Annotated in this window: 17 protein-coding genes; 10 read left to right on the forward strand and 7 right to left on the reverse strand. The window is 72.8% G+C overall.

The window, feature by feature from the left end; translation table 11 throughout:
* Positions 1-18 precede the first annotated feature (18 nt).
* The 3 genes from glnII to ACH4MY_RS17455 all read left to right on the forward strand — a co-directional run bounded on the left by glnII (position 19) and on the right by ACH4MY_RS17455 (position 3,031).
* On the forward strand, positions 19-1,050 hold the full coding sequence (gene glnII, locus ACH4MY_RS17445) for a glutamine synthetase (RefSeq protein ID WP_398003801.1): 1,032 nt from the start codon (positions 19-21) through the stop codon (positions 1,048-1,050).
* 131 nt (positions 1,051-1,181) lie between these two features.
* A complete protein-coding gene (locus tag ACH4MY_RS17450) occupies positions 1,182-2,162 on the forward strand; it encodes an RNA-guided endonuclease InsQ/TnpB family protein (RefSeq protein WP_398003804.1) in 981 nt (326 codons plus the stop codon).
* A 314-nt stretch (positions 2,163-2,476) separates the two neighbouring features.
* Positions 2,477-3,031, forward strand: a complete 555-nt coding sequence (locus ACH4MY_RS17455) for a winged helix-turn-helix domain-containing protein (protein WP_398003807.1) — start codon at positions 2,477-2,479, stop codon at positions 3,029-3,031.
* Here the strand turns inward: ACH4MY_RS17455 and ACH4MY_RS17460 are convergent, their stop codons facing one another.
* Complete coding sequence (locus tag ACH4MY_RS17460; RefSeq protein ID WP_398003810.1) at positions 3,032-4,516, reverse strand: PepSY-associated TM helix domain-containing protein; 1,485 nt, start codon at positions 4,514-4,516, stop codon at positions 3,032-3,034. It lies immediately after the preceding gene.
* A gap of 52 nt (positions 4,517-4,568) precedes the next feature.
* Entirely contained in the window at positions 4,569-5,249 is a 681-nt protein-coding gene (locus ACH4MY_RS17465; RefSeq protein WP_398003813.1) for a hypothetical protein, read from the reverse strand.
* A gap of 343 nt (positions 5,250-5,592) precedes the next feature.
* Between ACH4MY_RS17465 and ACH4MY_RS17470 the strand changes: the two genes are divergently transcribed.
* The 5 genes from ACH4MY_RS17470 (at position 5,593) to ACH4MY_RS17490 (ending at position 12,165) form a co-directional block, all read left to right on the forward strand.
* Positions 5,593-6,591, forward strand: a complete 999-nt coding sequence (locus ACH4MY_RS17470; RefSeq protein ID WP_398003816.1) for an NAD-dependent epimerase/dehydratase family protein — start codon at positions 5,593-5,595, stop codon at positions 6,589-6,591.
* Positions 6,592-6,752: 161 nt separating this feature from the next.
* A complete protein-coding gene (locus tag ACH4MY_RS17475) occupies positions 6,753-7,547 on the forward strand; it encodes a tyrosine-protein phosphatase (protein WP_398003819.1) in 795 nt (264 codons plus the stop codon).
* A gap of 107 nt (positions 7,548-7,654) precedes the next feature.
* A complete protein-coding gene (locus ACH4MY_RS17480) occupies positions 7,655-10,051 on the forward strand; it encodes a hypothetical protein (RefSeq protein ID WP_398003822.1) in 2,397 nt (798 codons plus the stop codon).
* 165 nt (positions 10,052-10,216) lie between these two features.
* The gene (locus ACH4MY_RS17485; protein WP_398003825.1) at positions 10,217-11,101 is read left to right on the forward strand and encodes a metal-dependent hydrolase; all 885 of its coding nucleotides are present in this window, start codon (positions 10,217-10,219) and stop codon (positions 11,099-11,101) included.
* Complete coding sequence (locus ACH4MY_RS17490) at positions 11,101-12,165, forward strand: PDR/VanB family oxidoreductase (protein WP_398003828.1); 1,065 nt, start codon at positions 11,101-11,103, stop codon at positions 12,163-12,165. The genes ACH4MY_RS17485 and ACH4MY_RS17490 overlap by 1 nt, the downstream gene beginning before the upstream one ends.
* Positions 12,166-12,180: 15 nt before the next feature.
* Here the strand turns inward: ACH4MY_RS17490 and ACH4MY_RS17495 are convergent, their stop codons facing one another.
* The gene (locus ACH4MY_RS17495) at positions 12,181-12,684 is read right to left on the reverse strand and encodes a hypothetical protein (protein WP_398003830.1); all 504 of its coding nucleotides are present in this window, start codon (positions 12,682-12,684) and stop codon (positions 12,181-12,183) included.
* A gap of 37 nt (positions 12,685-12,721) precedes the next feature.
* Between ACH4MY_RS17495 and ACH4MY_RS17500 the strand changes: the two genes are divergently transcribed.
* Positions 12,722-13,492, forward strand: coding sequence for a TetR/AcrR family transcriptional regulator (locus ACH4MY_RS17500; protein WP_398003833.1), 771 nt, complete (start codon positions 12,722-12,724; stop codon positions 13,490-13,492).
* Here the strand turns inward: ACH4MY_RS17500 and ACH4MY_RS17505 are convergent.
* Positions 13,477-13,809, reverse strand: coding sequence for a 5-carboxymethyl-2-hydroxymuconate Delta-isomerase (locus ACH4MY_RS17505; RefSeq protein WP_398003836.1), 333 nt, complete (start codon positions 13,807-13,809; stop codon positions 13,477-13,479). The genes ACH4MY_RS17500 and ACH4MY_RS17505 overlap by 16 nt on opposite strands.
* Before the next feature lie 53 nt (positions 13,810-13,862).
* Here ACH4MY_RS17505 and ACH4MY_RS17510 point away from each other — a divergent pair, with 53 nt between their 5' ends.
* The gene (locus ACH4MY_RS17510; protein ID WP_398003840.1) at positions 13,863-14,381 is read left to right on the forward strand and encodes a GNAT family N-acetyltransferase; all 519 of its coding nucleotides are present in this window, start codon (positions 13,863-13,865) and stop codon (positions 14,379-14,381) included.
* A 9-nt stretch (positions 14,382-14,390) separates the two neighbouring features.
* On the opposite strand, the gene pulA is transcribed toward ACH4MY_RS17510, so the two are convergent.
* The 3 genes from pulA to ACH4MY_RS17525 form a co-directional block, all read right to left on the reverse strand.
* Positions 14,391-19,682 (reverse strand): pullulanase-type alpha-1,6-glucosidase, encoded by a 5,292-nt coding sequence (gene pulA, locus ACH4MY_RS17515; protein ID WP_398003843.1) that lies wholly within the window; start codon positions 19,680-19,682, stop codon positions 14,391-14,393.
* A gap of 80 nt (positions 19,683-19,762) precedes the next feature.
* A complete protein-coding gene (locus tag ACH4MY_RS17520; RefSeq protein ID WP_398003846.1) occupies positions 19,763-21,487 on the reverse strand; it encodes a carbohydrate-binding module family 20 domain-containing protein in 1,725 nt (574 codons plus the stop codon).
* A 122-nt stretch (positions 21,488-21,609) separates the two neighbouring features.
* On the reverse strand, positions 21,610-22,632 hold the full coding sequence (locus ACH4MY_RS17525; protein ID WP_398003888.1) for a LacI family DNA-binding transcriptional regulator: 1,023 nt from the start codon (positions 22,630-22,632) through the stop codon (positions 21,610-21,612).
* Positions 22,633-22,773: the final 141 nt, after the last annotated feature.

The following is a 22,773-nucleotide window of genomic DNA, read 5'->3' on the forward strand; positions in this document are numbered from 1 at the left end:
GCCCAAAGGATGAGGCCCGTGACCTTCAAGGCTGAGTACATCTGGATCGACGGCACCGAGCCGACCGCGAAGCTTCGCTCGAAGACGAAGATACTCGCGGGCGAGGGCGCCGCTCTGGAGGAGCTGCCGATCTGGGGCTTCGACGGATCCAGCACGAACCAGGCCAAGGGCCACGCCTCGGACCGCGTCCTCAAGCCGGTCTTCGTCTGCCCGGACCCGATCCGCGGCGGCAGCGACATCCTGGTGCTGTGCGAGGTCCTCAACACGGACATGACGCCGCACGACTCGAACACCCGCGCCGCGCTCGCCGAGGTGCAGGCCCGGTACGCCTCGCAGGAGCCGATCTTCGGCATCGAGCAGGAGTACACCTTCTTCGAGGGCACCCGCCCGCTCGGCTTCCCGGTCAACGGCTTCCCGGCCGCCCAGGGCGGTTACTACTGCGGTGTCGGCGCGGACGAGATCTTCGGCCGCCCGATCGTCGAGGCGCACCTGGAGAACTGCCTCAAGGCCGGTCTCGGCATCTCCGGCATCAACGCCGAGGTCATGCCCGGCCAGTGGGAGTTCCAGGTCGGCCCGCTGGCTCCCCTCGAGGTCTCCGACCAGCTGTGGATCGCCCGCTGGCTGCTGTACCGCACGGCCGAGGACTTCAACGTCTCCGCGACGCTGGACCCGAAGCCGGTGAAGGGCGACTGGAACGGCGCGGGCGCGCACACCAACTTCTCCACCAAGGCGATGCGCGAGGGCTACGACGCGATCATCACAGCCGCCGAGTCCCTGGGCCAGGGCTCGAAGCCGCTCGACCACGTCAAGAACTACGGCGCCGGCATCGACGACCGCCTGACGGGCCTGCACGAGACCGCCCCGTGGGACCAGTACTCCTACGGCGTCTCGGACCGCGGCGCCTCGGTCCGCATCCCGTGGCAGGTCGAGCAGGACCAGAAGGGCTACATCGAGGACCGCCGTCCGAACGCGAACGTGGACCCGTACACGGTGACCCGCCTCCTGGTGGACACCTGCTGCGAGGCCCTGGAGAAGGCCGGCCAGGTCTGATCCGCACCGCTTTGGAAGAGGGCGCCCACCGATTCACCCGGTGGGCGCCCTCTTCCGTTGTCTCACACGATCGGCTGACGGATGACGATCCCGCCTCCGCGGCCGCCGGGGTGGCGACTAGCGTCGGGGCCGTGAAGCCGGTCGTGCGGGTGAAGCTGCTGCCGGCGCAACCCGCGCTGCATGTGCTGCGCAAGGTAGCCGACGCGTACTCCACGCTGCGGCCGCGCCTGGGGACCGAACGCCCCACGAAACCGGTTGCCTTCCGCCCGAACGCGGCGCAGCCGTTCGACGACCGCTGTCTGTCCTGGCAGGTCGAGGACCGCACCGTGTCCATCTGGACGGCCTCGGGACGGACGAAAGGCATCACGTTCACCGGGCGGGGAGAGCAGTTGGCCCTGCTGGCCGCGTGCCGCAAGGGGGAATCCGATCTGCTCCTCCAAGGCGGCCAGTGGTACCTGATGGCGACCCGCGAGGTCCCGGAGGCCACTCCGAATCCCGCTCCTGAAGGATTCGTGGGAGTGGATCTGGGGGTCGTGAACATCGCCACCACCTCCACCGGGCACCGCTACAGCGGCCGGCGCCTCAACCGGCGCCGGGAGGCGGACCGGAAGCTGCGGGCCAAGCTGCAGACGAAGGGAACGAAGTCCGCCAAGCGGCGGGCGAAGAGCCGGGCGGGGAAGGAATCGCGCCGGGCCCGAGACGTCAACCACAAGATCAGTAAGCGCATCGTGGCGGAGGCTGAACGCACCGGTCGTGGCATTGCCCTGGAGGACCTTACGGGCATCCGCGAACGGGTACGGCTACGCAAGCCCCAACGCGCCACCTTGCACAGCTGGTCCTTCCGTCAGCTCGGCGCCATCATCGCCCACAAGGCGAGACGGGACGGGGTGCCGGTGGTCTACGTCGACCCCGCGTACACCAGCCGGGAATGCTCCCGCTGTCATCACATCGACCGGCGCAACCGGCCTTCCCAAGCCGTGCTCGCGTGTCGGGCCTGCGGCTTCGTTGAGCACGCGGACCTGAATTCGTCCCACAACATCGCCGCCCGCGGCTGGTGGACGTGGGTCCGCGGGGCCGAGTCACAGGTCCCTGCCCTCATTCTCACCATGTGAAGGCTGGACGCGGCCGGAAGCGTCGGAGCCATCGGCGAGATCCGAGCAGCCAACCCGGGGACCGATCCGATTCCCGAGTAGTAGACTAGGGAAATGGCCATCACACAGAACGACACCGCGACGGGTCGTCACGACCTCGAGCCGTTCTGGCCTTCCCGGCAGCATCATGACTTCGACCGGGTGTGTTGCCGCGCGAGGAACGCGTCGGCCCTCTAAAGCCCCGATCGGTACGGTCCGATCCACGGCCTTCGGCCGACGCGCACGACGTACGACTCCTGTCCGTTCGTTTCTCCGCGCGAAAGAGCTGACCTCTCATGGCCCATACCCAGAGTGCCTCCCTCACGGCCGTCCGTCCCGGCCGTCACCGACTGCGCGCCGTCGATCCCAACGAGGTCGTCGACTTCGCCCAGGTCGCGGACTTCCTGCCGCCCGGTGCCACGCTGCTGCCCGCTCCCCCGCACACCCTTCCCACGCTGCCGGGACGCCCGCCGATGGTCGGGTACCTCGTGCTCGTGCCGGCCGATCAGCAGCCGCGCCTGCCCGTCGCCGCCCCCGTGTCCGCGCCCGTCGCCGCCGCGGTGGACGAGCAGGGGCCCGTGGCCATCGACGGGGTGCAGCGGATCGCCGTCGTGGACGGTCAGGCGCTGGACCTGACGTACCTGGAGTTCGAGCTGCTCGCCCATCTGGTGGCGCACCCTCACCGGGTGCACACCCGCGACCAGTTGGTCACCACGGTGTGGGGGTACGGACACGTCGGCGACGGTCGTACCGTCGACGTCCACGTGGCCCGGCTGCGCCGCAAGCTGGGCGCCGAGCACCGCCACACGATCCAGACCGTGCGGCGGGTCGGCTACAAGTACACGCCCTGATCAGACGGTTCGGCCGGAGTCGGTCGTTCGTGACGCCGCCCTCGCCCTGACCCTGGCCACCAGCGCCAGGGCGAGGTCCACGGCCAGGAACAGCAGCAGGCTGATCCCGAGCAGCGGGACGAACCACGCCACCGACGCCGTGACCGCGAGGAGCGGGAGCAGCATGGTGACCGGGATCTTCCGCCATGCCCCTCGCGCGACCGGGCGGCCCGGACGGCGCAGCCACCACATGCGGTAGCCCCAGAGGATCAGCAGGATCAGGGAGAGCGCGAGGGCCGCGAGGGCCAGCTGGTTGAACAGGCCCAGGAACACGCCGGTGTGCCCGTCGATGCCCATCCGGGTGAGCTTCGCGAGGAGCGGGTAGTCGGCGAAGGCGAGCCGGTCCAGGACCGTGCCGTCCGCCGGGTTCAGGGCGACCGAGTCCAGCTCCAGCGGGAACTGGGTGTCGGTCTCCTTGACCACGTACCCCTTGCCCTCGGACGGCGGGACCAGCGAGATCCTCGGGCTGTCGATGCCGGCCGCGCGGGCCGCGTCGAGCGCCTTGTCGAGGCCGATGTCCGGGCCCTGCGCGGTGGTGCCGCCCGGGTGGGCGCCGCCGTGGCCCTCGTGCTCCGAGGAGCCGCCGGCCGCGGCCTCCCCGACGGTCGCGGTGAGGGTGGGGGTGGCGCCGCCGAGACCGTCCTGGACGACGCCGATGTTCTCGCCCGCGTACCGCGACCAGGTCAGGCCCGTCGCCGAGAGCAGGACGAGTCCGGTCACCGCCCACAGGCCGACCGAGCCGTGCCAGGACAGGGTGCGGCGGCGGGAGGCGGGTCCGCCCTCCGGTACGAACAGGGCGCGGCGGTTCTTGCGGCGCCGGCCGAGCCAGAGCAGCAGACCGCCGAGTGCGACGACCCAGAGCCAGCTCGCGGCCAGCTCGCTGTAGTTGCGGCCGGTCTCGCCGAGGTGCAGATCGCGGTGCAGACCGTCGATCCAGGTGCGCAGCGGGAGCGCGCCGGAGCTGCCGTAACTGGGCAGCTGCCCGCGTACGTCCCCGGTGTACGGGTCGACGAAGACGGCCAGCGAGGTGCCCTCGGGGACGTCCGGGTCGGCCATCAGGACCCGGGTGGTCGCGCCGGGTTCGGCGCCGGGCCAGACGGCGGTGACGGTGCCGTCGGGGTTGGCCTCGCGGGCGATGTCCACCTGCTGGGAGAGCGGCAGGGTCGTCTCGCCGACGGGGACCTCCAGCTCGTGCGCGTACACCACCTTCTCGGCCTGGAAGGAGAGCGCGTACAGCAGTCCGCTCGCGGCGGCCACGAGGAGGAACGGGGCGACGAGGACGCCCGCGTAGAAGTGGAGGCGCAGGACGAGGGGGCGCAGGGCGCTCCAGGTCGTGGGCTTCGCGGCGTTCGTGGCGCTCGCGGGTGCGGCCTCGGTGGTGGGCGGGGTGTTCTCCGACGGTGGCGCCTCGGACGTGTCCGGGCGTGCGGGATCGTCGATGGTCATGGCTGTGACTGTCCTTGGAGTCGGTGCAGACAGGGGGAAGGGACCCCCGGGGTCAGACCTGTGCTCCGAGGGTCGTGGCGCGGGGTACGGACAGCCGGGGCGGGCCGCGCCGGGAGAGGGTGTGCGCGAGGACGACGGTGTGCGGCCGGTGGGCGTTCCGCCGGGCGCGGCGGACCGGGCGGCGCGGGGCGTCGGGCACCCGCACGCGCGCGAAGATCAGGCTCAGGGGTGTGAAGGCGTACGCGAGGGCGGCTCGGGCGAGCGTGAGGAACGCGGCTTCGCCGTGGGCCAGCCAGAAGCCGCAGAGGAGTGCGGCGAGGAGGTGGGCGGCGAGCATGCCGATGCCGGAGCCCGTACCCGTTCCCATGACCATGGTCATGGGCGTGTCCGCGCTCGCGCCCATGTCCGCGCCCGGGCCGATGCCTGTGCCCGGGCCCATGCCTGTGCCCGAGCCCATGACCGTGCCCATGCCCGTGGCGTGCGGGTCGGTCATGGCGCTCATGTCGTGCGTCCCGTGCATGCCGTGCGTGCCGGTCGTCCCCGTCGGATGGCCCGTGCCCCCGGCGTGGGAACCGGCCGTCGAGAAGACCAGGTGCAGCGCTCCCTGGAGGCCGAACAACGCCCCCGCGATCGTCGGCGCGCCCCGCCGCCGGCCGGCGGCGGCCCACGCGACGGCCGCCGTCACGACGAAGGCGCCGAGCAGGGTCGGGGCCGGAAGGTGATGCGCAGACATGGAAGAATGCCCCACGGCGGCCAAGGTCACGCACACCACCGCGAACAGGGCGGCACGCAAGGCGCGCAGGGGCGACCGGGCATTCGTCATCGCCCGTCATGGTGTCATCCGGCCACGCGGGGCACGAGAGGCCCTCCCCGCCCGATGCCGTTCCCTGCGATCCGATGACGTTTCCGACGGCGTAACCGCTGACGTTCGTGGTGGCCTGCCCTCACGTTCGCGGTGACGTTTGCGCCAAGCCGGCGATGCTGCACCGAGGTTGCCTCCGGCGTTCCTCCCGTGGCGGAATCCTCCGGGAGCGGAAAGCCTGGCCCCGCGAGGTGCGGCGCTGCACGATCTGATCATGAAACTTCTGATGCTCGGTGGTACGGAGTTCGTGGGCCGCGCGGTCGTCGAGGCGGCGCTCGACCGCGGGTGGGAGGTGACCGTCTTCCACCGCGGCCGGCACGCGCCGCCGAAGGGGGTCACGTCGCTGATCGGTGACCGCACGACCGGCCCGGAGGGTCTCGCCGCCCTCGCCACGGGGACCTGGGACGCCGTCGTGGACACCTGGTCGGCGGCTCCCTCCGCCGTGCGGGACGCGGCGCGGCTGCTCGCCGACCGGGTCGGCCGGTTCGCGTACGTGTCGAGCCGTTCCGTGTACGCGTGGCCGGCGGCGGCCGGACTCGCGGAGGACGGCCCGCTGGTCGAGGGCTCGCAGGACGACGGGGACGTGCCGTACGCCGAGGCCAAGCGTGGCGGCGAGCTCGCCGCCACGGCCGCCTTCGGGGCGGACCGGACGCTGTTCGTCCGCGCGGGCCTGATCATCGGGCCGTACGAGAACGTGGGCCGGCTCCCCTGGTGGCTCGGCCGGATCGCGCGGGGCGGACCGGTCCTCGCGCCCGGGCCCGACACGCTGCCGATCCAGTACATCGACGTGCGCGACCTGGCCGAGTGGACCCTCGACGCGGTGGCCGCCGGACTCTCCGGGCCGTACAACCTCGTCTCCCCTCCCGGCCACGCGACCATGGGCGAGCTGCTCGACGCCTGTGTGCGGGTCACCGGCGCGGACGCGGAGCTCCGCTGGGCGGAGCCGGAGGCGCTGCTCGCGGCCGGGGCGGCGCCGTGGTCGGAGCTGCCGGTGTGGCTGCCGCCGGGCGAGATGTTCGACGCGATGTACACCGCCGACGTCTCCCGGGCCGTCGAGGCCGGGCTGCGCTGCCGGTCCGCGGCGGAGACGGTCGCGGACACCTGGACCTGGCTGGAATCGCTCGGCGGGACCGCGCCGCACCGGCCGGACCGTCCGGCGGTCGGCCTCTCGCCGGAGCGGGAGGCCGAGGTGGTCGCGGCGCTCGGCGGGTAGTACGGATCCGGTCGCGCCCGGCGAGCGGTGCGCGGTGAGGTGTGCTCGGTGGGGGGGCGGGCACCCGGTTCGGCGCGTGGCGGCGATCGTGCCGGACTGCCCGGATCGGGGTGATCCACTACGGTCGACACGAACGTGCAAGAACCGGAGGAGTCGACCGCATGCCCGCCATCCCCGCCGTCTCCGTCGCCAACCTCCGCGATCTCGGCGGCCTGCCGCTCGGCGCCGGGCGTTCCGTCCGGCCCGGCCTGGTCCTGCGCTCCGCCCAGCTCGACCGGCTCGACCCGGCCGAACCCGCCGTGGCGCGGCTGGGCATCCGTACCGTCGTGGACTTCCGTACGGACTCCGAGCGCGGCGACCGGCCCGACCGGCTGCCCGGCGGTGCGCGCCTGCTCGTCGCGGACGTGCTCGCCGACCATCTGGCCATCAGCGGGCTGCCGCCCGCCGCCCGTCTGAAGGCGCTGCTCTCCGACCCGGCGCTCGCCGAGGAACACCTCGGCGGGGGCCAGGTCCGGTCGGCCTTCGCCCGTACCTACCGGACCTTCGTCTCCGGCGACTCCGCCCGCGCCTCCTACCGTGCCCTCCTCACCGAGCTGGGCGCTCCGGACGCCGGGCCGCTGGTCTTCCACTGTTCGGCCGGCAAGGACCGGACGGGGTGGGCGGCGACGGTCGTCCTGTCGCTGCTGGGCGCGGACATGGAGACCGTGCGGGAGGAGTACCTGTCGGTCAACACGGCGGTGCGGCAGGCGTTCGCGCCCATGATCGAGGGGTTCACCGCCCAGGGCGGCAATCCCGACCTCGCGCTCGATCTGATCGGGGTGCTGCCGGAGTACCTGGACGCGGCGCTCGACGAAGTGGCGGTCCGGCACGGGTCGATGGAGACGTACGTACGGGAGGGGCTGGGCGTCCCGGACGAGGTGACGGCGAGGGTACGGGAGCGGCTGACGGAGGGGTGACGCGGCGGGGACGGGCGGCCGGTCGACCGGCCGCGCGGTCCGCGCCCGCCGTCCGGGCGTCCCACGGACCGGGGTGACCATCGGAAGAATCGCTCGTTCTGCTGAACGTGAGCACCAAGGATCTCGTTCCCTCGCCCGTGGGCCCCGTCGACGTCGAGCAGGCCGAGGCCGCGCTCGTCGAGCGCTATCCGCGTCTCGTCCGCATCGCGTATCTCGTGCTGCCCCCGTCGCTCGGCCGCAACCGCCGTGTCCTGACCGCGCACGCGCTCGTCCAGCGCTCGCTGCCGCGACGCCGGGTCCTCGGCCCCGCCGTGCCCGAGCCGCGGCTCGCCGAGGACGCGGTCGATCCGGGGTACGCGTTCGTCCGGGGCGAGGTGCTGCGGCAGGCGCTCGTCGCCGGGCTGCCGTTGCGGCGCCTCGCCCTGCCGCGCCGGGCGCAGTTCCCGCCGCTGCTGCCGCACGTGTGGGGGCTGAGACTGTTCCCCCGCGTCGGCGGCGCCGACGAACTCGCCCTGGACCAGCGGCTGTCCCGCCTCTCCGGCCCCGGCCGCGCGGCGTACGTCCTCCGGGGCCTGGAGCGCCAGGGCGACGCGGAGGTCCTGCGGGTGCTGGCCTCGGCGGGGGTGGAGGACCCGGCGTCCGCCCTGGCGGAGGCGGACGCGGTGGACGACCTGGAGGCCGGTCCGGCCGGTGGACCGGCTCCGGCCGGCGCATCCGAGGGGCCCGGCCCCTCCGCGGGCCCGCGTCCGGCCGAGGGTCCTCGTCCTGCCGAGGGCCCGCGTCGCTCCGACGGCCCGCGTCCGGCCGACGGTTCCGGCGTCCCGCCCGCCGGCCGGCTCGGGAGCGGTTCCGGTGCTCGTGCCGAAGGCGGGGACGGCCGTACGGACAGGGTCGGCGAGCAGGGCGGTCCGCGCCGGATCCCCGGGGGCCCTGACCGGCACGGCTCCGCGCCGGGGCCGAACGCTCCGGGCTCCGGCGGCACCGACGGCGGTTCCGATCCCGCGAGCGGGGACGGGCGCGCCGGCCGAGTGGGCGAACAGGCCCGACCGAGCACCCCTCGCGGCGCCGGTCGCGGGGCCGGCGGGCCGGGTGGCGCGCTCGGGCCCGGGCCGAGCGGTGGGGCCCCGCGCTCCTTCGATCCCGGGCGTCGCCGCAGCGGCGTCGCCCTGCTCGAATCCGACGAGTTCGATCCCTGCGCTCTTCAGGCCCGGCCCACCGATCTCATCCGACGGCGGCAGCACGCCCGCGCCGCGCTCGTCGCCCTCGCCGCGCTTCTCGTGTGCGGGGCGCTGCTCGGGCTGCCCGGGAACGGCTGGGGCAGAAACGGTGCTGCGGCGCCCTCGTACGCCCGTAACCCCGCCGCCGAGGCCGCCCTCGACCCCGGCGCGCTCAAGCGGGTCGCCCCCGCCGTCTGGACCGGCTCCACCCGGCAGGACTTCTCCGTGTGGCCCGCGCGGGGCGGGCTCGTCGGGGACGGCACGCTGTTGCGTCGGGCGCTCGCCGTGTGGGCGCGCCCCGGCCCCTCCGTGCACTCCTCGGCGACGCCCGGGACACCCGTGGGACCGCCGATGGGGCCGCCCCAGCTGCTCTTCGCCGGAGTCGTCGACGGCGCCCGGGTGGTGCTCCTCCACGACGGGCTGCGGGCGGTGCGGTACGCGGAGCCGGTCGAGGGCACGGCGGGCGCGGCGCTCGACTTCGCCCGGACCGACGGTGCCGACACGGTCGGTTCGACGGCGCTCGTCCTGTCCCGGGCGGCGGGGAACGTGCGCTATCTGACGGCGCCCTGGGTGACGGAGACCGCCGTACGGGATCTCCTCGCGCCCGCCCGGGCCCCCCGCCCTCTCGCGCGGGACGCCGACGGGATCACCGACCCGATGCCGAGTCCCGCCCTCGCGAAGAGCTGCACCCGCTGGAACACCCTTCAGGTGCGGGACGGTTCGGGGCGGCGGCTTCTCGCCGACCTCGGCGAGCTGGCCCCCGCCCGGCTCCTGTGGGGCCCGCCGGCCGCCCCGGTGGACGCCACGGGGCAGGAGGCCCGGGAGGCCTGGGCGCGGACCGCGTGCCAGTTGACGGCGGTACGGGCGCACGGGGTGCGGTCGGTGAACGCCTGGCGGTTCGCCCGGCAGCCGTTGCCCGAGGGCGCCGGGCGGGGCACCTGGCTGTGCACGCGTGCGGAGACCTGGCGGGGTACGGGCAGCAGGACCCTCGCCCAGTTCCTGGTCCCGTCGCCCGGCGTGCCCGCCGCGCTCGCGGCCCGCTCCGAGGGTTCGCCCGCGTGCGGGGTGCGGGATCCCCGGGTCCTCGCGGGTGTGCTGTGGCAGGCGCCGAGCGGCGGGTGGTACGTCCTGGCGGCGGGCAGCCCGGACTTCACGGCCCTGGAGACCTCGGGCGGGGTGAAGGGCCGGTCCGAGGGCCCGGTCCTCGCGGTGAGGGCGACGGCGGGCGCCCGGGCCGACCTGGACGGCGTCCTGCGGGACGGAAGGCGGGTGGGCGCCCTCAGGTGACCGGGGGCGACGACGTGGCCGGGGGCCCGGAGGCCGGGGGACCCGGGGACGCTGCCCGGGGGTGGGTGCGGCCGCCCCGGGCCCACCCCCGGTATCCGCCCCCACCGGCCAAAAACCCCGTGCACAGATCTGTTGTCGTCGACTACCCCTCAGTACATTGACGTCATGTCTAATACGCAGCCCGCACCGGTGGCGTCGGAGCACGTCGAGCTCAAGGCCCGCAAGGTCAGCTTCGACTGGGACGCGACCCCGCTCCACTGGGTACCCGGCGATCCCTTCACCACGCACACCATCAACGTGCTGCACCTGCTGCTCCCGGCCGGCGAGCGCTGGTTCGTGCACGTCTACAAGCAGGCTCTGCCGTACATCACCGACGACCGGCTGCGCGCGGACGTCATCGGCTTCATCGGCCAGGAGGCCATCCACTCCCAGGCCCACGACGACGTCCTCCCGCACCTCCGGGAGCAGGGCCTCGACCCCACCCCGTACACCGCGCAGGTCGACTGGTTCTTCGAGAAGCTGCTCGGGGACCGGACCCTGCCGCCGGGCCGGCCGCGCCGCTGGTGGCTGATGGAGCGGGTCGCGATGATCGCCGCGATCGAGCACTACACCGCCTTCCTCGGCAACTGGGTGCTCAACGCCGACGAGCTCGACCGGGTCGGCGCCGACCCCACCATGCTCGATCTGCTGCGCTGGCACGGCGCCGAGGAGGTCGAGCACCGCTCGGTCGCCTTCGAGCTCTTCATGCACCTCGACGGCGGCTACCGGCGCCGCGCCCGCACCTGGGCGCTCGCCTTCTCCGCGCTCGTCTTCCTCTGGCAGCGGGGCGTCCGCTTCTTCATGGAGAACGACCCGAGCCTCCTCGACGGCAAGGCGTCCCTCGGCCAGTTCGTCCGCAAGGGCCGGCAGGGAGTGCTGCCCTCCACCCCGGACATGCTGCGCTCGATACCCCGCTATCTCAGCCGCGCCTATCACCCCTCCCAGGAGGGTGACACCGCGCAGGCGATGGCCTACCTGGCCTCCTCCCCCGGCGCCAACGGAGGCCGCTGATGCCCCGGTTCACCACCGTCGCCCTGGTCGCCGGAGCCGCGCTGCTCGTCCGCCGCGCCGTCCGCAGCCGGATGACCACCGCCCCGCTGTGGCCCCTGCCCGCCCTGGACGCACCGGTGTCCGGGTACGGCCGGGGCAGCACCGTCCCCCGCAAGGTCCTGGTGACCGGGCGCGCCACGCCCGCCGAGGGCGTCGTCGAACTCCGCCTGGAAGGGAGCGGGTTGCCCTCCTGGCAGCCGGGCGCCCATGTCGACCTCGTCCTGCCCTCCGGCCTCGTGCGGCAGTACTCGCTCTGCGGCGACCCGGCCGACCCCGCCGCGTACACCGTGGCGACCCGGCTGATCGAAGCCGGTCAGGGCGGCCGGGGCGGCTCGCGCGAGGTCCACGAGCAGCTCCAGGAGGGCGTGGAGATCGAGATCCGGGGGCCGCGCAACCGTTTCCCGCTGGTCGACGCGCCCGCGTACGTCTTCGTCGCCGGCGGCATCGGCATCACCCCGGTCCTGCCGATGCTGCGCGCCGCCGAGGCGGCCGGGGCGGACTGGCGGCTCGTGTACTGCGGGCGGAGCCGGTCCACCCTGCCGTATCTGGCGGAGATCGAGGCGCTGGGCGGAGACGACCGGGTGACCGTCGTCGCCGAGGACACGTCCGGCTTCCCCGATCTGGACTTCCTCGGGCACGTACCGGCCGAGACGCTCGTCTACTGCTGTGGCCCGGACGGGCTGATGGACGCCGTGACGGCGGCGATGCCGGAGGGCCGGGCCCCGCGTCTGGAGCGTTTCTCGGCGGCGGCGACGGCCGGCGGCACCGCCTTCGACGTCGAACTGCGCCGTTCCGGCCGTACGGTGAGGGTGGCCGCCGACCAGTCGGTCCTCGCGGCGGTCCGCGAGGAGCTTCCGGGCATCACGTACTCCTGCCGGCAGGGATTCTGCGGGACCTGCCAACAGCGGGTCCTGGAGGGTGAGGTCGACCACCGGGACGAGCTGCTCACCGACGCCGAGCGGGGCGACTCGATGCTGATCTGCGTCTCGCGCTGCGCGGGAGAACGGCTCGTACTCGACCTCTGAGCGGCCCGCGGGCGGCTAGGGCAGGACCAGCCAGTCCAGGGCGAGCGCGGCGAGGAGGCCGCTCACCAGGAGCCAGGTGCCGAGCCGGGTACGGCCGTTGCGGGAGAGCTCGATCACGATGCCGCAGAGGATCATGGCGAGGCCGTACACACCGACGACCAGGACGGACGTCCGGCTCGCGAGGCGGATCACCAGGACGACGGCCATGGCCACGAGGAGCACGGAGGCGGCGGCGACGCGCAGTCGCCGCGCCTGCTTCGGCGTGAGCCCCGCGGTGGGGGCGTCCTCGTCGGACTCCTCGGACTCGTCGAGGTCGTCGTCCTCGTCGCCCTCGTCGTCCCCCTCGTCCTCGTCGAGGTCGTCGAGTGCGTCGGCGGCCTCGACGGGCGCGCCGGTGGTGTCTGCGGAGGTCTCCTCGGAGCTCTCCCCGGAGGTCTCTTCGAGGGTCTCGTCGGCCGTGGGGGCCTCAGGGGCCTCCGGGGCCTTGGCGGCCTGGGTGTCCTGGTCGGAAGCGCTCATGGAGCAGGAGCGTAACCGACCCCGTTAGGCTGTTCGTATGACGACCGGGGTACGCCGCAGGATGGGCGTCGAGGAGCGCAAGCAGCAGCTGATCGGGGTCGCCCTCGAACTCTTCAGCCACCGCTCTCCCGACGAGGTGTCCATCGACGAGATCGCCGCGGCCGCGGGGATCTCGCGGCCGCTGGTCTACCACTACTTCCCCGGCAAGCAGAGCCTCTACGAGGCGGCGCTGCGGCGGGCCGCCGACGAGCTGGCGGCCCGGTTCGTGGAGCCGCCGCAGGGTCCGCTCGGGGCGCGCCTGCTGCGGGTGATGGGCCGGTTCTTCGACTTCGTGGACGAGCACGGCCCGGGGTTCGCGGCGCTGATGCGGGGCGGTCCGGCGGTGGGTTCGTCCACGACGAACGCGATGATCGACGAGGTGCGGCTGGCCGCGTACGTGCAGATCCTCGCCCACCTGGGGGTCGAGAAGCCGTCCGCACGACTGGAGTTGGTCGTCCGCTCCTGGGTCTCGCTGGCCGAGTCGACGGCGCTGATCTGGCTGGACGGGCGCCGGGTGCCGCGCGCGGAGCTGGAGTTGCAGCTCGTGCACGACTTCGCGGCGCTCGCCGCGGTGAGTGCCGCGTACGACCCGGACATGGCGGCGATCCTGGTCGGCATCCTCGCGGACGAGCCGGCCGACGGCCCCTTCGGGGAGCTGGTGGCCCGGCTCGTCGCGCTGGTGGGGACCGTGGCCCCCGCGGCCCCGGCGGTGGACACCGGGAACGCCGGGAACGCCGGGTCTTCCGTACCCGATCAGCGCTTGCGGTAGGACGTTTCCAGGTCGCGGATCTCGACCGAGAGGCGGACCCCTTCGGGCTCCTTGAGGTACTCCGGCAGGAGGGCGAGCACGGCCTCCGAGAGCCGGGCCTTGAGTTCGTCCGTGCGGCCGGCCAGCAGGGCGATCTCGACGTGCACGAGGACGTCCTCGGCCGAGCCGTCCCCGATGACCGTCTCGGCGACCTCGCGGAAGCGGGTCTTGCAGGCGTCGAGCGTCGTGTCGACCGTCTCCACGACGAGCGGGTGCAGGGCGAGCGCGAAGCCGCGCCGGTCGAGGGGCGCGGAGTGGTCGACGGTGATCTGGGGCATGAGGGTCCCTCCCGGTGGGACGAGTGTCTGTCCACACCTTTACGGTGATCGCCATGAGCGCACAAGTGACCTTCCGACGGGCGGACGACGGCGATCCGGAGCTGCTGTCGGCCATGTACGACGGAGCGGCGCGGTGGATGCTCCGGAACGGGATCGACCAGTGGAAGCCCGGCGGGAAGAGCGCCGCGCATTTCCGGGAGCGGATCGCCGGGGGCGAGGTCTGGCTGGCGTCCCACGAGGGCCGGGCGGTCGGCGCGTACGAGCTGTGGTGGGAGGACGAACAGGCCTGGGGCCCGCAGCCGCCGGTCGCCGGGTACGTCCACCGGCTGATGACGGACCGGGAGGCCGCGCCCGCCGGGACCGGGCGGGCGCTGCTCGCGCACGCGGAGGGGCGGATCGCGGCCGGTGGGCGGGCGGTGGCCCGTCTCGACTGTCTGTCGGACAACCCGCGGCTCCGTACGTACTACGAAGCCGCGGGCTACCGTGCCGTCGGCGAGGAGCCGGGAAAGCTCGCCGCCGACGGCACGTGTTACGGGGTGACCCTGCTGGAGCGGTCGCTCACCGCCGGGTGAGCGCGGCCGTCACTTCGCCTTGAACACCGCCACCGTCCGCGCCGGGACCGTGAAGGTGCCCGAACCGGCCTCGTAGGAGGCCGACTTCACGACGGTGTCGGAGCCCGAGGCCTGCACCGGGTGCAGGGCGTACGGGGAGCCGGCCAGGCCGGTGACCTTCTGCGAGGTGCTCCGCGGGCTCGCGTTGAGGACGACGACCAGGTCGCCCAGGCGCATCGTGATCACGCCCGGGGTCTCCTCGCCGCCGGAGAGCGGGAAGGACAGGGTGTCCTGTACCTGTCCGGCGGTGGCGAGGGAGAAGGCCGGCTCGGTCGTACGGATCTTCTGCAGGTCGCGGTACGCGGCGGAGGCGCCGTCGATCTGCTCGCAGCCGACGGTCAGGGCCGGGTTCACCAGCAGCGGCTTGCCGTAGGACCACTTGGCCTTGTTGTCGGCGGCCGGCGGGAGGCCGCGGCCGAAGCCGTTGCCGTCCGCGCAGTCCCAGTGAATCGCGTTGTACCAGTCGCCACTGTCGTACGAGTTGCGGTCGAGGGACTTGGAGCGCAGCAGGTCCGAGCCGGCCTGGGAGAGCGCCGGGCCCTGGGAGAGGGTGGCGGTCGCCATGGCGAGGACCTGCATCCGGGCCCGGTCGGCGGGGCTGGTGCCCGCCGGGAGCTTGAAGGCGAGGGCGTCGTACAGGGACTCGTTGTCGTGGGCGTCGGCGTAGGCGAGGGCGTCGCCCGGGGCGGCGGCGTATCCGGCCGGTGCGCCGTTGTAGTCGACCTGGCTGCCCTTGACCGTGCGGCCCGAGGTGTCGGTGAACGTGTAGTCGGCGAGGTTGCCGGTCAGGCCGACCTTGATCAGGTCCTGGTAGTGGAGGAGCCGGGCCTTCTGCTGCTCGGGGGTGCCGTTGGCGGTGGAGGTGTTGGGGTCGGTGAAGAGTCCGGAGGCGAAGCCCTGGACGCCGGGGTCCTCGTCGAAGGGGCCGCCGCCGCGGACGGCGTCGCGGGCCCGGTCGGAGAAGGTGGCGATGCCGGTGCCGGCCATGTTCTTCTGGGTGGCCTGGACGAAGCGGGCGTCGTCGGCGATCTCGCCGAAGTTCCAGCCCTCGCCGTAGAGGACGATCGCCTTGCCGTCGACGCCGTCCTTGGCGACGGTGAGGGCGTCGAGGGCCTTGCGGACGGCGAGGATGTTCGCCTTGGGGTGGTGGCCCATGAGGTCGAAGCGGAAGCCGTCGACCTTGTAGTCCTTGGCCCAGGTGACGATCGAGTCGACGACGAGCTTGCCCATCATCGCGTTCTCCGGCGCGGTGTTGGCGCAGCAGGTCGAGGTGGCGACGGTGCCGTCGGCCTGGAGGCGCTGGTAGTAGCCGGGCACGATCCGGTCGAGGACGGACTTGTCGGACTGTCCGGCGGCGACGGTGTGGTTGTAGACGACGTCCATGACGGTGCGCAGGCCGTCGCCGTTGAGGGACTGGACCATCTGCCGGAACTCGACCGTGCGGCGGGTGCCTTCGGGGTCGGTGGCGTAGGAGCCCTCGGGGACGGTGTAGTGCAGCGGGTCGTAGCCCCAGTTGAAGGCGTCCTTGGCCGCGGCGGCGGTGACGCAGGCCTGCTGCTCCTCGGAGTCGGGGGCGTAGACCTTCAGGTCGCAGGCGGGGACGGTCTGTCCGGACTTCTTCTCGGGGATGGTGCCGATGTCGAAGGCCGGGAGGAGGTGGACGTAGGAGGTGCCGGAGGCGGCGAGCGCCTTCAGGTGCCGCGAGCCCTTGCTGTCCTTGTCGGTGAAGGCGAGGTAGGTGCCGCGGTGGCCGGCCTCGGCCGTCGGGTCCGCGATCGAGAAGTCGCGGATGTGGAGTTCCTGGATCTGGGCGTCGCGCAGGGGCACGGCGGCCGGCTTCCTCAGGGTCTTCCAGCCCTTGGGGGCGAGCCGGGTGTCGTCGAGGTCGACGGCGAGGCTGCGGGCGGAGTCGGTGGTGAGGGCGGTGGAGTAGGGGTCGGTGACCTTGTTGGTGACGGTCTTCTGGACGGTGGGGGCCCAGACCTTCACCACGTACCGGTAGGGCTTGCCCGTCCAGCTCCTGGGGCCGGTGACGGACCAGACGCCGGAGCTGTCGTCGCGGCGCATGGGCAGGGTCCGGCCGTCGAGTTCGAGGTCGACGTCCTGGGCGGTGGGGGCCCATACGGAGAGGGTGACCCCGCCGTCGCGGAAGACGGGGCCGAGGGCGGCGCCGGTCGCCTTCTTCGCGTACAGGTCGTCGAGGACGCCGGCGGTCTGGACGCCGGTGGCGGCGAGCAGGGCGCCGTTGGCGGCGCGCTGGGTGGCGATCAGCTGGCCGCGCAGGGATGCGCGGACGCGGTCGGTGTCGCGGGGGTCGACGGTGAAGGCCGGGTAGTCCCTGAGGTGGGGGTACTTCGCCTTCTGGGCGTCGGTGAGCGCGGTCGGGTCGAGCCGGAGCCACTGGCCCTCGGTGGTGAGGGCGCCGTCGATGACGGTGATGCCGCCGTCCGCGGCGTACACGAGCTGCTGGCTGGTGGACTCGTTGGCCTTGACCTTCCAGACGACGGTGTTCCGGTCGATCCACTGGGCCTCGGCCTTGCCGAGGTCGAGGTTCGGGGCGCCGCCGGCGGTCGGGAGGAGGTACTTCTGCTGTCCGGAGAGCATCCAGGCCTCGTGGCCGAGTCCGGCCAGGTCGAGGGACTGGTCGGTGGGGAGGTCCTTCTCGTCGCCCTTGTGGAGGATGTACGAGAGGGAGCTCGCGCCCTCGGTGAGCGGGACCTCGTAGACGGCGCCGTAGGCGTCGAAGCGGACGGGGAGCAGCGGCTTGGACCAGTCGGTGGGCTGGGCGGCGCCGGTCCAGGTGTGGAGGCCCCAGCCGTCGTAGTCGCCGTCGGCGCGCTGGTAGTGGAGGACGGCCTTGGTCGTGTCCTGCGGCGGGGAGGCGGGGGCGGTGTCGGACTGTCCGTCCTGGCCCTGGGTGATCCAGACCTCGCCGGTGCGGCCGAGGTTGACGGTGCGCTGCGGGCCGTCGGCGGTGCCGTTCTTCTCGACGGTGTACGGGACGGTGGACGCGCCTTCGGGGACCTTGACCCAGGCGAAGGCGCCGTGGGCGTCCCGGCCGGTGAACGCGGTCTCCTGGCCGGCGCTCTTCAGGGTCCAGCCGTCGTAGTTCCCGTCCTCGCGCTGGTAGTGGACGACGGCGTACGTGCGCTCGACGGCGACCGGCTTCTCGGGCGCGGGGACCTGTCCCGCGGTGGTGGCGGCGGTGGCGCTCGCGGTGCGGCCGGTGCTGTCGACGACGACGGCCTTGTAGCGCAGGGCGGTGCCGGCGGGGGCGGTCACGTGCTGGGTGACCTTGTAGGGGGCGTGGTCGGCGGTGCCGAGGGTCTGCCAGCGGCCGTTGCCGGTCTGGGCGGCGAAGACGACCCGGTTGAGGCCGCCGCCGGTGACGTCGGCGGTGAGCTCGACGGTGCCGGTGGCTCCGGCGGCGGGCGCCTTGAGGGTGACGGCGGGCTTGGCGGCGGGGGCCGGGAGGGGCTTGTCGGCCTTGAGGACCAGGGAGGAGAGGGCCGGGACGGTGACGGTGACCTTGCCGTGGGCGGCGGTCACGGCGCCCTGGCCGCCGTACAGGGTCCGGAAGGCGGCCGAGCCGACGGGGACGGTGACGGTCTTCTCGGTGGTGGCGCTGTTGGTGGCGACGAGGTACTCGGTCTTCGTCCTGCTGTCCGTACGGGAGAAGGCGTAGACGGAGCCCTCGGCGTACCGTTCCTGCTGGACGCCGTCGCGGAGGGCCGGGTTGTCGCGGGTCAGCTTCGACAGGGCGGCGACGGACCGGTACACCGGGTGTGTGGTGTCGTACGCGTCGGTGGCGTGGGTGCGGTCGGTGCCGAGCTGGTCGTCGTCGAGGTAGTCGGCGGCCTTCGAGGCGAAGAGGGGCTGGCGGGCGTCCTTGTCGCCGCCGGCGCCGGTGAAGCCCTGCTCGTCGCCGGAGTAGACGACCGGGTTGCCCCGGGACAGGAACATCAGCTCGTTGGCGAGCGTGGCCCGGCGGACGAGTTCGTCGTCGGAGGCGTTCGGGTTGTCCTGCTTGAGGAAGCTCCCGAAGCGGCCCATGTCGTGGTTGCCGAGGAAGGTGACCTGCTCGTAGGCGTTGGCCTTGTCGGTGGTGTACCGGTAGTCGTCGGCGAAGACCCTGGCGAGGCGGTCGGCTCCGGCGCTCTGGGAGGCGAAGGCGCGGGCGGCGTCCTGGAAGGGGAAGTCGAGGGTGGCGTCGAGCCGGCCGCGGGTGACGTAGGGGGCGGTGACGGTGGTGTCGGCGGAGTAGACCTCGCCGAACATGAAGAAGTCCTCGCGGCCCTGCTTCTCGGCGTAGGCGTCGAGGGCGGTGGCCCACTGGGTCCAGAAGTCGAGGTCGACGTGCTTGACGGTGTCGATGCGGAAGCCGTCGATCTTGAAGTCTCGGACCCACTTCTCGTAGATCCTCTTCATGCCCTCGACGACCTCGGGGCGTTCGGTCCACAGGTCGTCGAGGCCGACGAAGTCGCCGTACTCGGCGGACTCCCCGGCCCAGGTGGAGTCGCCCCGGTTGTGGTACATCGTCGGGTCGTTGAGCCAGGACGGGACCTTGGTGTTCGCCTTCTCGACGGGGGTGTACGGGAAGGACCCGGCGTCGACCCTGCCGATGGCCTCGCGGTCGTCGAAGGGGCGGCCGTCCTTGTCGAGGTACGGGTAGGCGCCCTTGGGGCGGTAGCCGTACTTCTGCTCGGCGTAGTCGACGGTGTCGGCGGTGTGGTTGGTGATGACGTCGAAGAAGACCTTCATGCCCTTGCGGTGGGCGGCGTCGATCAGCCGCTCCAGGTCCTCGTTGGTGCCGAAGTGCGGGTCGACCTGGGTGAAGTCGGTTATCCAGTAGCCGTGGTAGCCGGCGGAGGCGTCCTTGCCGACGCCCTGGACGGGCCGGTTCTTGAAGATCGGCGCCATCCAGATGGCGGTGGTGCCGAGCCCCTTGATGTAGTCGAGCCGCTGGGTCAGGCCCTTGAGGTCGCCGCCCTGGTAGAAGCCCTTGTCGGTGGGGTCGAAGCCGGTCTGTGTCCGGCTGCCGGTGAGGCCGCCACGGTCGTTGGAGGTGTCCCCGTTGGCGAAACGGTCGGGCAGGACGAAGTAGAACTGCTCGCGGGTGAGGTCCTGGCGGGCGGGCTCGGCCGCGAGCGCCCGGTCGGAGGGCGGGGCGGGGGGCCTGGGCGCGGCGGCCGCGGGGACGGCGGGCACGAGGGCGGCGCACAGGGCGGCGGCCAGCGCGACCGCCGTTCTCTTGCGTGTCACGGGGGTGCTCCCTGGAGGAGGGACGGGGTACGGGTGGGAGGGCCGCCCCGGTCGGGGGCGGCCCTGGAGGGGAGCGGTGCTCAGCTGCGGAAGGTGTCGTTCAGGACGGTCTGTCCGGAGGCGGGGACGGTCGCGGTGCGGTTGGCGCCGGATTCCCAGGTGACGTTTCCGGCGGCGTCCTTGCGGATGTACTTGTACTCGAAGGCCGTTCCGGCGGGCAGGCCGACGGTCAGCTTCCAGACGGGGTACGTGGCCGGGTCGAGCTTCAGGGCGGCGGCCGGGGACCAGTTGCCGAGCTCGGCGCGGTTGCCGGTGACGTAGATGTTCTGGCCGACCACGGTGGTGGCGGTGGCGTTGAACGAGGCGCCCGCGGCGGCCGGAGGGGTGGTCGGCGGGGTCGTCGGCGGCGTGGTCGGGGTGGTCCCGCCGCAGTTCGTCGCGTTGACGTGCAGGGCCACGGCGGTGTTGGCGCCGAGGGTGGCGGTGAACTGGCCGGACGAGTTCACCGTCACGGCGGTGTTCGACTGGACGTCGCAGTAGGTGCCGCCGGGCAGGGAGGTCTGGAAGGTGCGGGTGAGCGCCGAGGACTCGTGGTTGATGGCCACGTACGCCTTGGAGCCGCGGCCGAACGCGATCGCGTTGTTGCCGTTGTCCCACCAGCCGGTGACGGCCTGGCCGCGCGCGGTGTTGCGGAAGCCGACCATGGAGGAGATCTCGCGCCAGGCGTGCTGGCACTTCCAGCCGTCGGTGTAGCAGGCGTTCACCTGGCCGCCGTTGGGCGGTCCCGCGTCCTTGTCGGTCCACTCGTAGCCGGAGTGGACGTCCGGGGCGCCGTAGGGCCAGGCGAGCGCGAAGACGGAGGCGAGGGTGTAGGTGGCGCCGTCCTTGTAGGACAGGGTGTCGCCGCCGCGCTCGGTGTCGTGGTTGTCGACGAAGACGCCGGACTGGCCGGAGGGCATGTAGCCCCAGGCCTCGCCGAAGTTCTTGAGGTTGGCGAGCTTCTCGTTCTGGAGGACGCGCTTGAGGTCGCGGGCGTAGCGGAACTCCTGGACGTCTCCGGTGCCGAGGTACTCGCTCGGGGAGACGGCCTCTCCGCCGCCGTGGATGGCCTCCTGCTTCCAGTACACGCCGGGGTTGGTGAGCCGCGACTTGATGTTGGCGAGGTCGGCGGCCGGCATGTGCTTGGCGGCGTCGATGCGGAGGCCGTCGACGCCGAGGGAGAGCAGGTCGTTGAGGTAGCCCGCTATCTTGCCGCGGACGTGGTCCTCGCCGGTGTCGAGGTCGGGGAGCTGGACGAGTTCGCAGTTCTGGACGTTGCCGCGGTCCTGGTAGTTGGAGATCGAGGAGCGGCAGTCGTCCATGTCGGCGCCGGAGTAGAGGCCCGGGTAGTCGTACTTGGAGAACGGGGTCCCGCCCGTTCCCGTGCCGGAGCCGTTCGCCATGTGGTTGATGACGGAGTCGGCGACGACCTTGACGCCGGCCGCGTGGCAGGTGTCGATCATGCTCTTGAAGGCGGTGCGGTCGCCGAGTCGTCCGGCGATCTTGTAGCTCACGGGCTGGTAGGAGGTCCACCACTGGCCGCCCTGGAGGTGTTCCTGGGGCGGGGAGACCTGGACGTATCCGTATCCGGCGGGGCCGAGGCGGTCGGTGCACTCGCGGGCGATCGAGGCGAAGTTCCACTCGAACATCACCGCGGTGACGTCTTTCTCGCCGGGCGGGCCGGCCTGGGCCGGGGCGTTGCCCGTGACGGCCACAGCGGCTCCCGCCACGAGGGCGAGTGCAGCTGCCACGGTCTTTCTGGCCATGATTCCTCCTGCTGACTTCGCTGTCGCAAGAAGTTGCCGAAAACTTCAGCAACTGTTTTCAGCCGTGACCGTACGAGTGCCCCGACGCCCGGTCAACCCTCCGGACACCCCAACGCAAGTTGTTACGAAAGGACTTGCGGCCCCGCGACCCGGGCGGGGGGCTGCGCCGTGGAGCCGCGCACCACCAGCTCCGGCTGGAAGACGAACTCCGTGCGCTGCACGGGATTGCCCTCGATCTCCTCCAGGAGCGCGCCGACGGCCGCCGTCGCCATGGCCTGCACGGGCTGGCGCACGGTGGACAGCGGTGGGCTGGTGAAGGCGATCAGCGGGGAGTCGTCGAAGCCGACGACGGAGACGTCACCCGGCACGTCGAGGCCATGGGCGCGGACGGCGCGGATCACGCCGAGCGCCATCAGGTCGGAGCCGCAGACGATGCCCGTGCAGCCCTCGCGGAGCAGGATGTCGGCAGCCGCGTGGCCGCCCTCGACACCGAAGAGCGTGGGTCTGATGAACCGTTCGGCGTCCGCCCGCTCGACACCGAGGAGCTCGTACAGCTCGGCGGTGAAGCCCTCGGCCTTGCGGCGCGAGGGCACGTAACGGGTGGGGCCGATGGCGAGGCCGATCCGCTCGTGGCCGAGCTCGACCAGGTGCCGTACGGCCATCCGGGCCGCGGCCCGGTCGTCCGGGGAGACGAAGTTGGCGTCGATGTGCTCGTTGTAGCCGTTGATGAGGACGTACGGCACGCCCCGGCCGGTCAGGCGCGCGTAGCGGGCCGGGTCGGCGGAGGCGTCGGCGTGCAGGCCGGAGAGGAAGACGATGCCGGCCACCCCGCGGTCCACGAGCTGCTCGACGAGCTCGTCCTCGGTGGCGCCGCCGGGCATCTGGGTGCAGAGCACCGGGGTGTAGCCGTGCCCGGCGAGGACCTGTTCGACCACCTGCGCGAAGGCGGGGAAGATCGGGTTGGTCAGCTCGGGCACCACGAGCCCGACGAGGCCCGCGCTGCGCCGTTTGAGGCGCACGGGACGCTCGTAGCCGAGCACGTCGAGCGCCGCGAGCACCTTGTGACGGGTCGCGCCGGCCACCCCCGCCTTGCCGTTGAGCACACGGCTGACGGTGGCCTCACTGACCCCCGACTGGGCCGCGATGTCCGCGAGCCGCGGGGGGGGGGGGCCGGGGGCCCCCCGGGGGGGGGGGGGCGCCCCCCCCCCCCCCCCCCGGGGGGGGGGGGGGGGGGGGCGGGCGCGGGGGGGCGCGCGCGGCCACACCCCGGGGGCAGTGAGCGCCCG

It is taken from the genome of Streptomyces sp. NPDC017246 (assembly GCF_044331325.1).
GTDB lineage: Bacteria > Actinomycetota > Actinomycetes > Streptomycetales > Streptomycetaceae > Streptomyces.

Bases quoted from the DNA above. Each gene is read 5' to 3' on its own strand.
- ACH4MY_RS17495 (WP_398003830.1), bottom strand. From the start codon at position 12,684: ATGAGCGCTTCCGACCAGGACACCCAGGCCGCCAAGGCCCCGGAGGCC.
- ACH4MY_RS17505 (WP_398003836.1), bottom strand. From the start codon at position 13,809: ATGCCCCAGATCACCGTCGACCACTCCGCGCCCCTCGACCGGCGCGGC.
- ACH4MY_RS17455 (WP_398003807.1), top strand. From the start codon at position 2,477: ATGGCCCATACCCAGAGTGCCTCCCTCACGGCCGTCCGTCCCGGCCGT.
- ACH4MY_RS17460 (WP_398003810.1), bottom strand. From the start codon at position 4,516: ATGACCATCGACGATCCCGCACGCCCGGACACGTCCGAGGCGCCACCG.
- ACH4MY_RS17510 (WP_398003840.1), top strand. From the start codon at position 13,863: ATGAGCGCACAAGTGACCTTCCGACGGGCGGACGACGGCGATCCGGAG.
- ACH4MY_RS17490 (WP_398003828.1), top strand. From the start codon at position 11,101: ATGCCCCGGTTCACCACCGTCGCCCTGGTCGCCGGAGCCGCGCTGCTC.
- ACH4MY_RS17470 (WP_398003816.1), top strand. From the start codon at position 5,593: ATGAAACTTCTGATGCTCGGTGGTACGGAGTTCGTGGGCCGCGCGGTC.
- ACH4MY_RS17465 (WP_398003813.1), bottom strand. From the start codon at position 5,249: ATGTCTGCGCATCACCTTCCGGCCCCGACCCTGCTCGGCGCCTTCGTC.
- ACH4MY_RS17485 (WP_398003825.1), top strand. From the start codon at position 10,217: ATGTCTAATACGCAGCCCGCACCGGTGGCGTCGGAGCACGTCGAGCTC.
- ACH4MY_RS17475 (WP_398003819.1), top strand. From the start codon at position 6,753: ATGCCCGCCATCCCCGCCGTCTCCGTCGCCAACCTCCGCGATCTCGGC.
- ACH4MY_RS17500 (WP_398003833.1), top strand. From the start codon at position 12,722: ATGACGACCGGGGTACGCCGCAGGATGGGCGTCGAGGAGCGCAAGCAG.
- ACH4MY_RS17520 (WP_398003846.1), bottom strand. From the start codon at position 21,487: ATGGCCAGAAAGACCGTGGCAGCTGCACTCGCCCTCGTGGCGGGAGCC.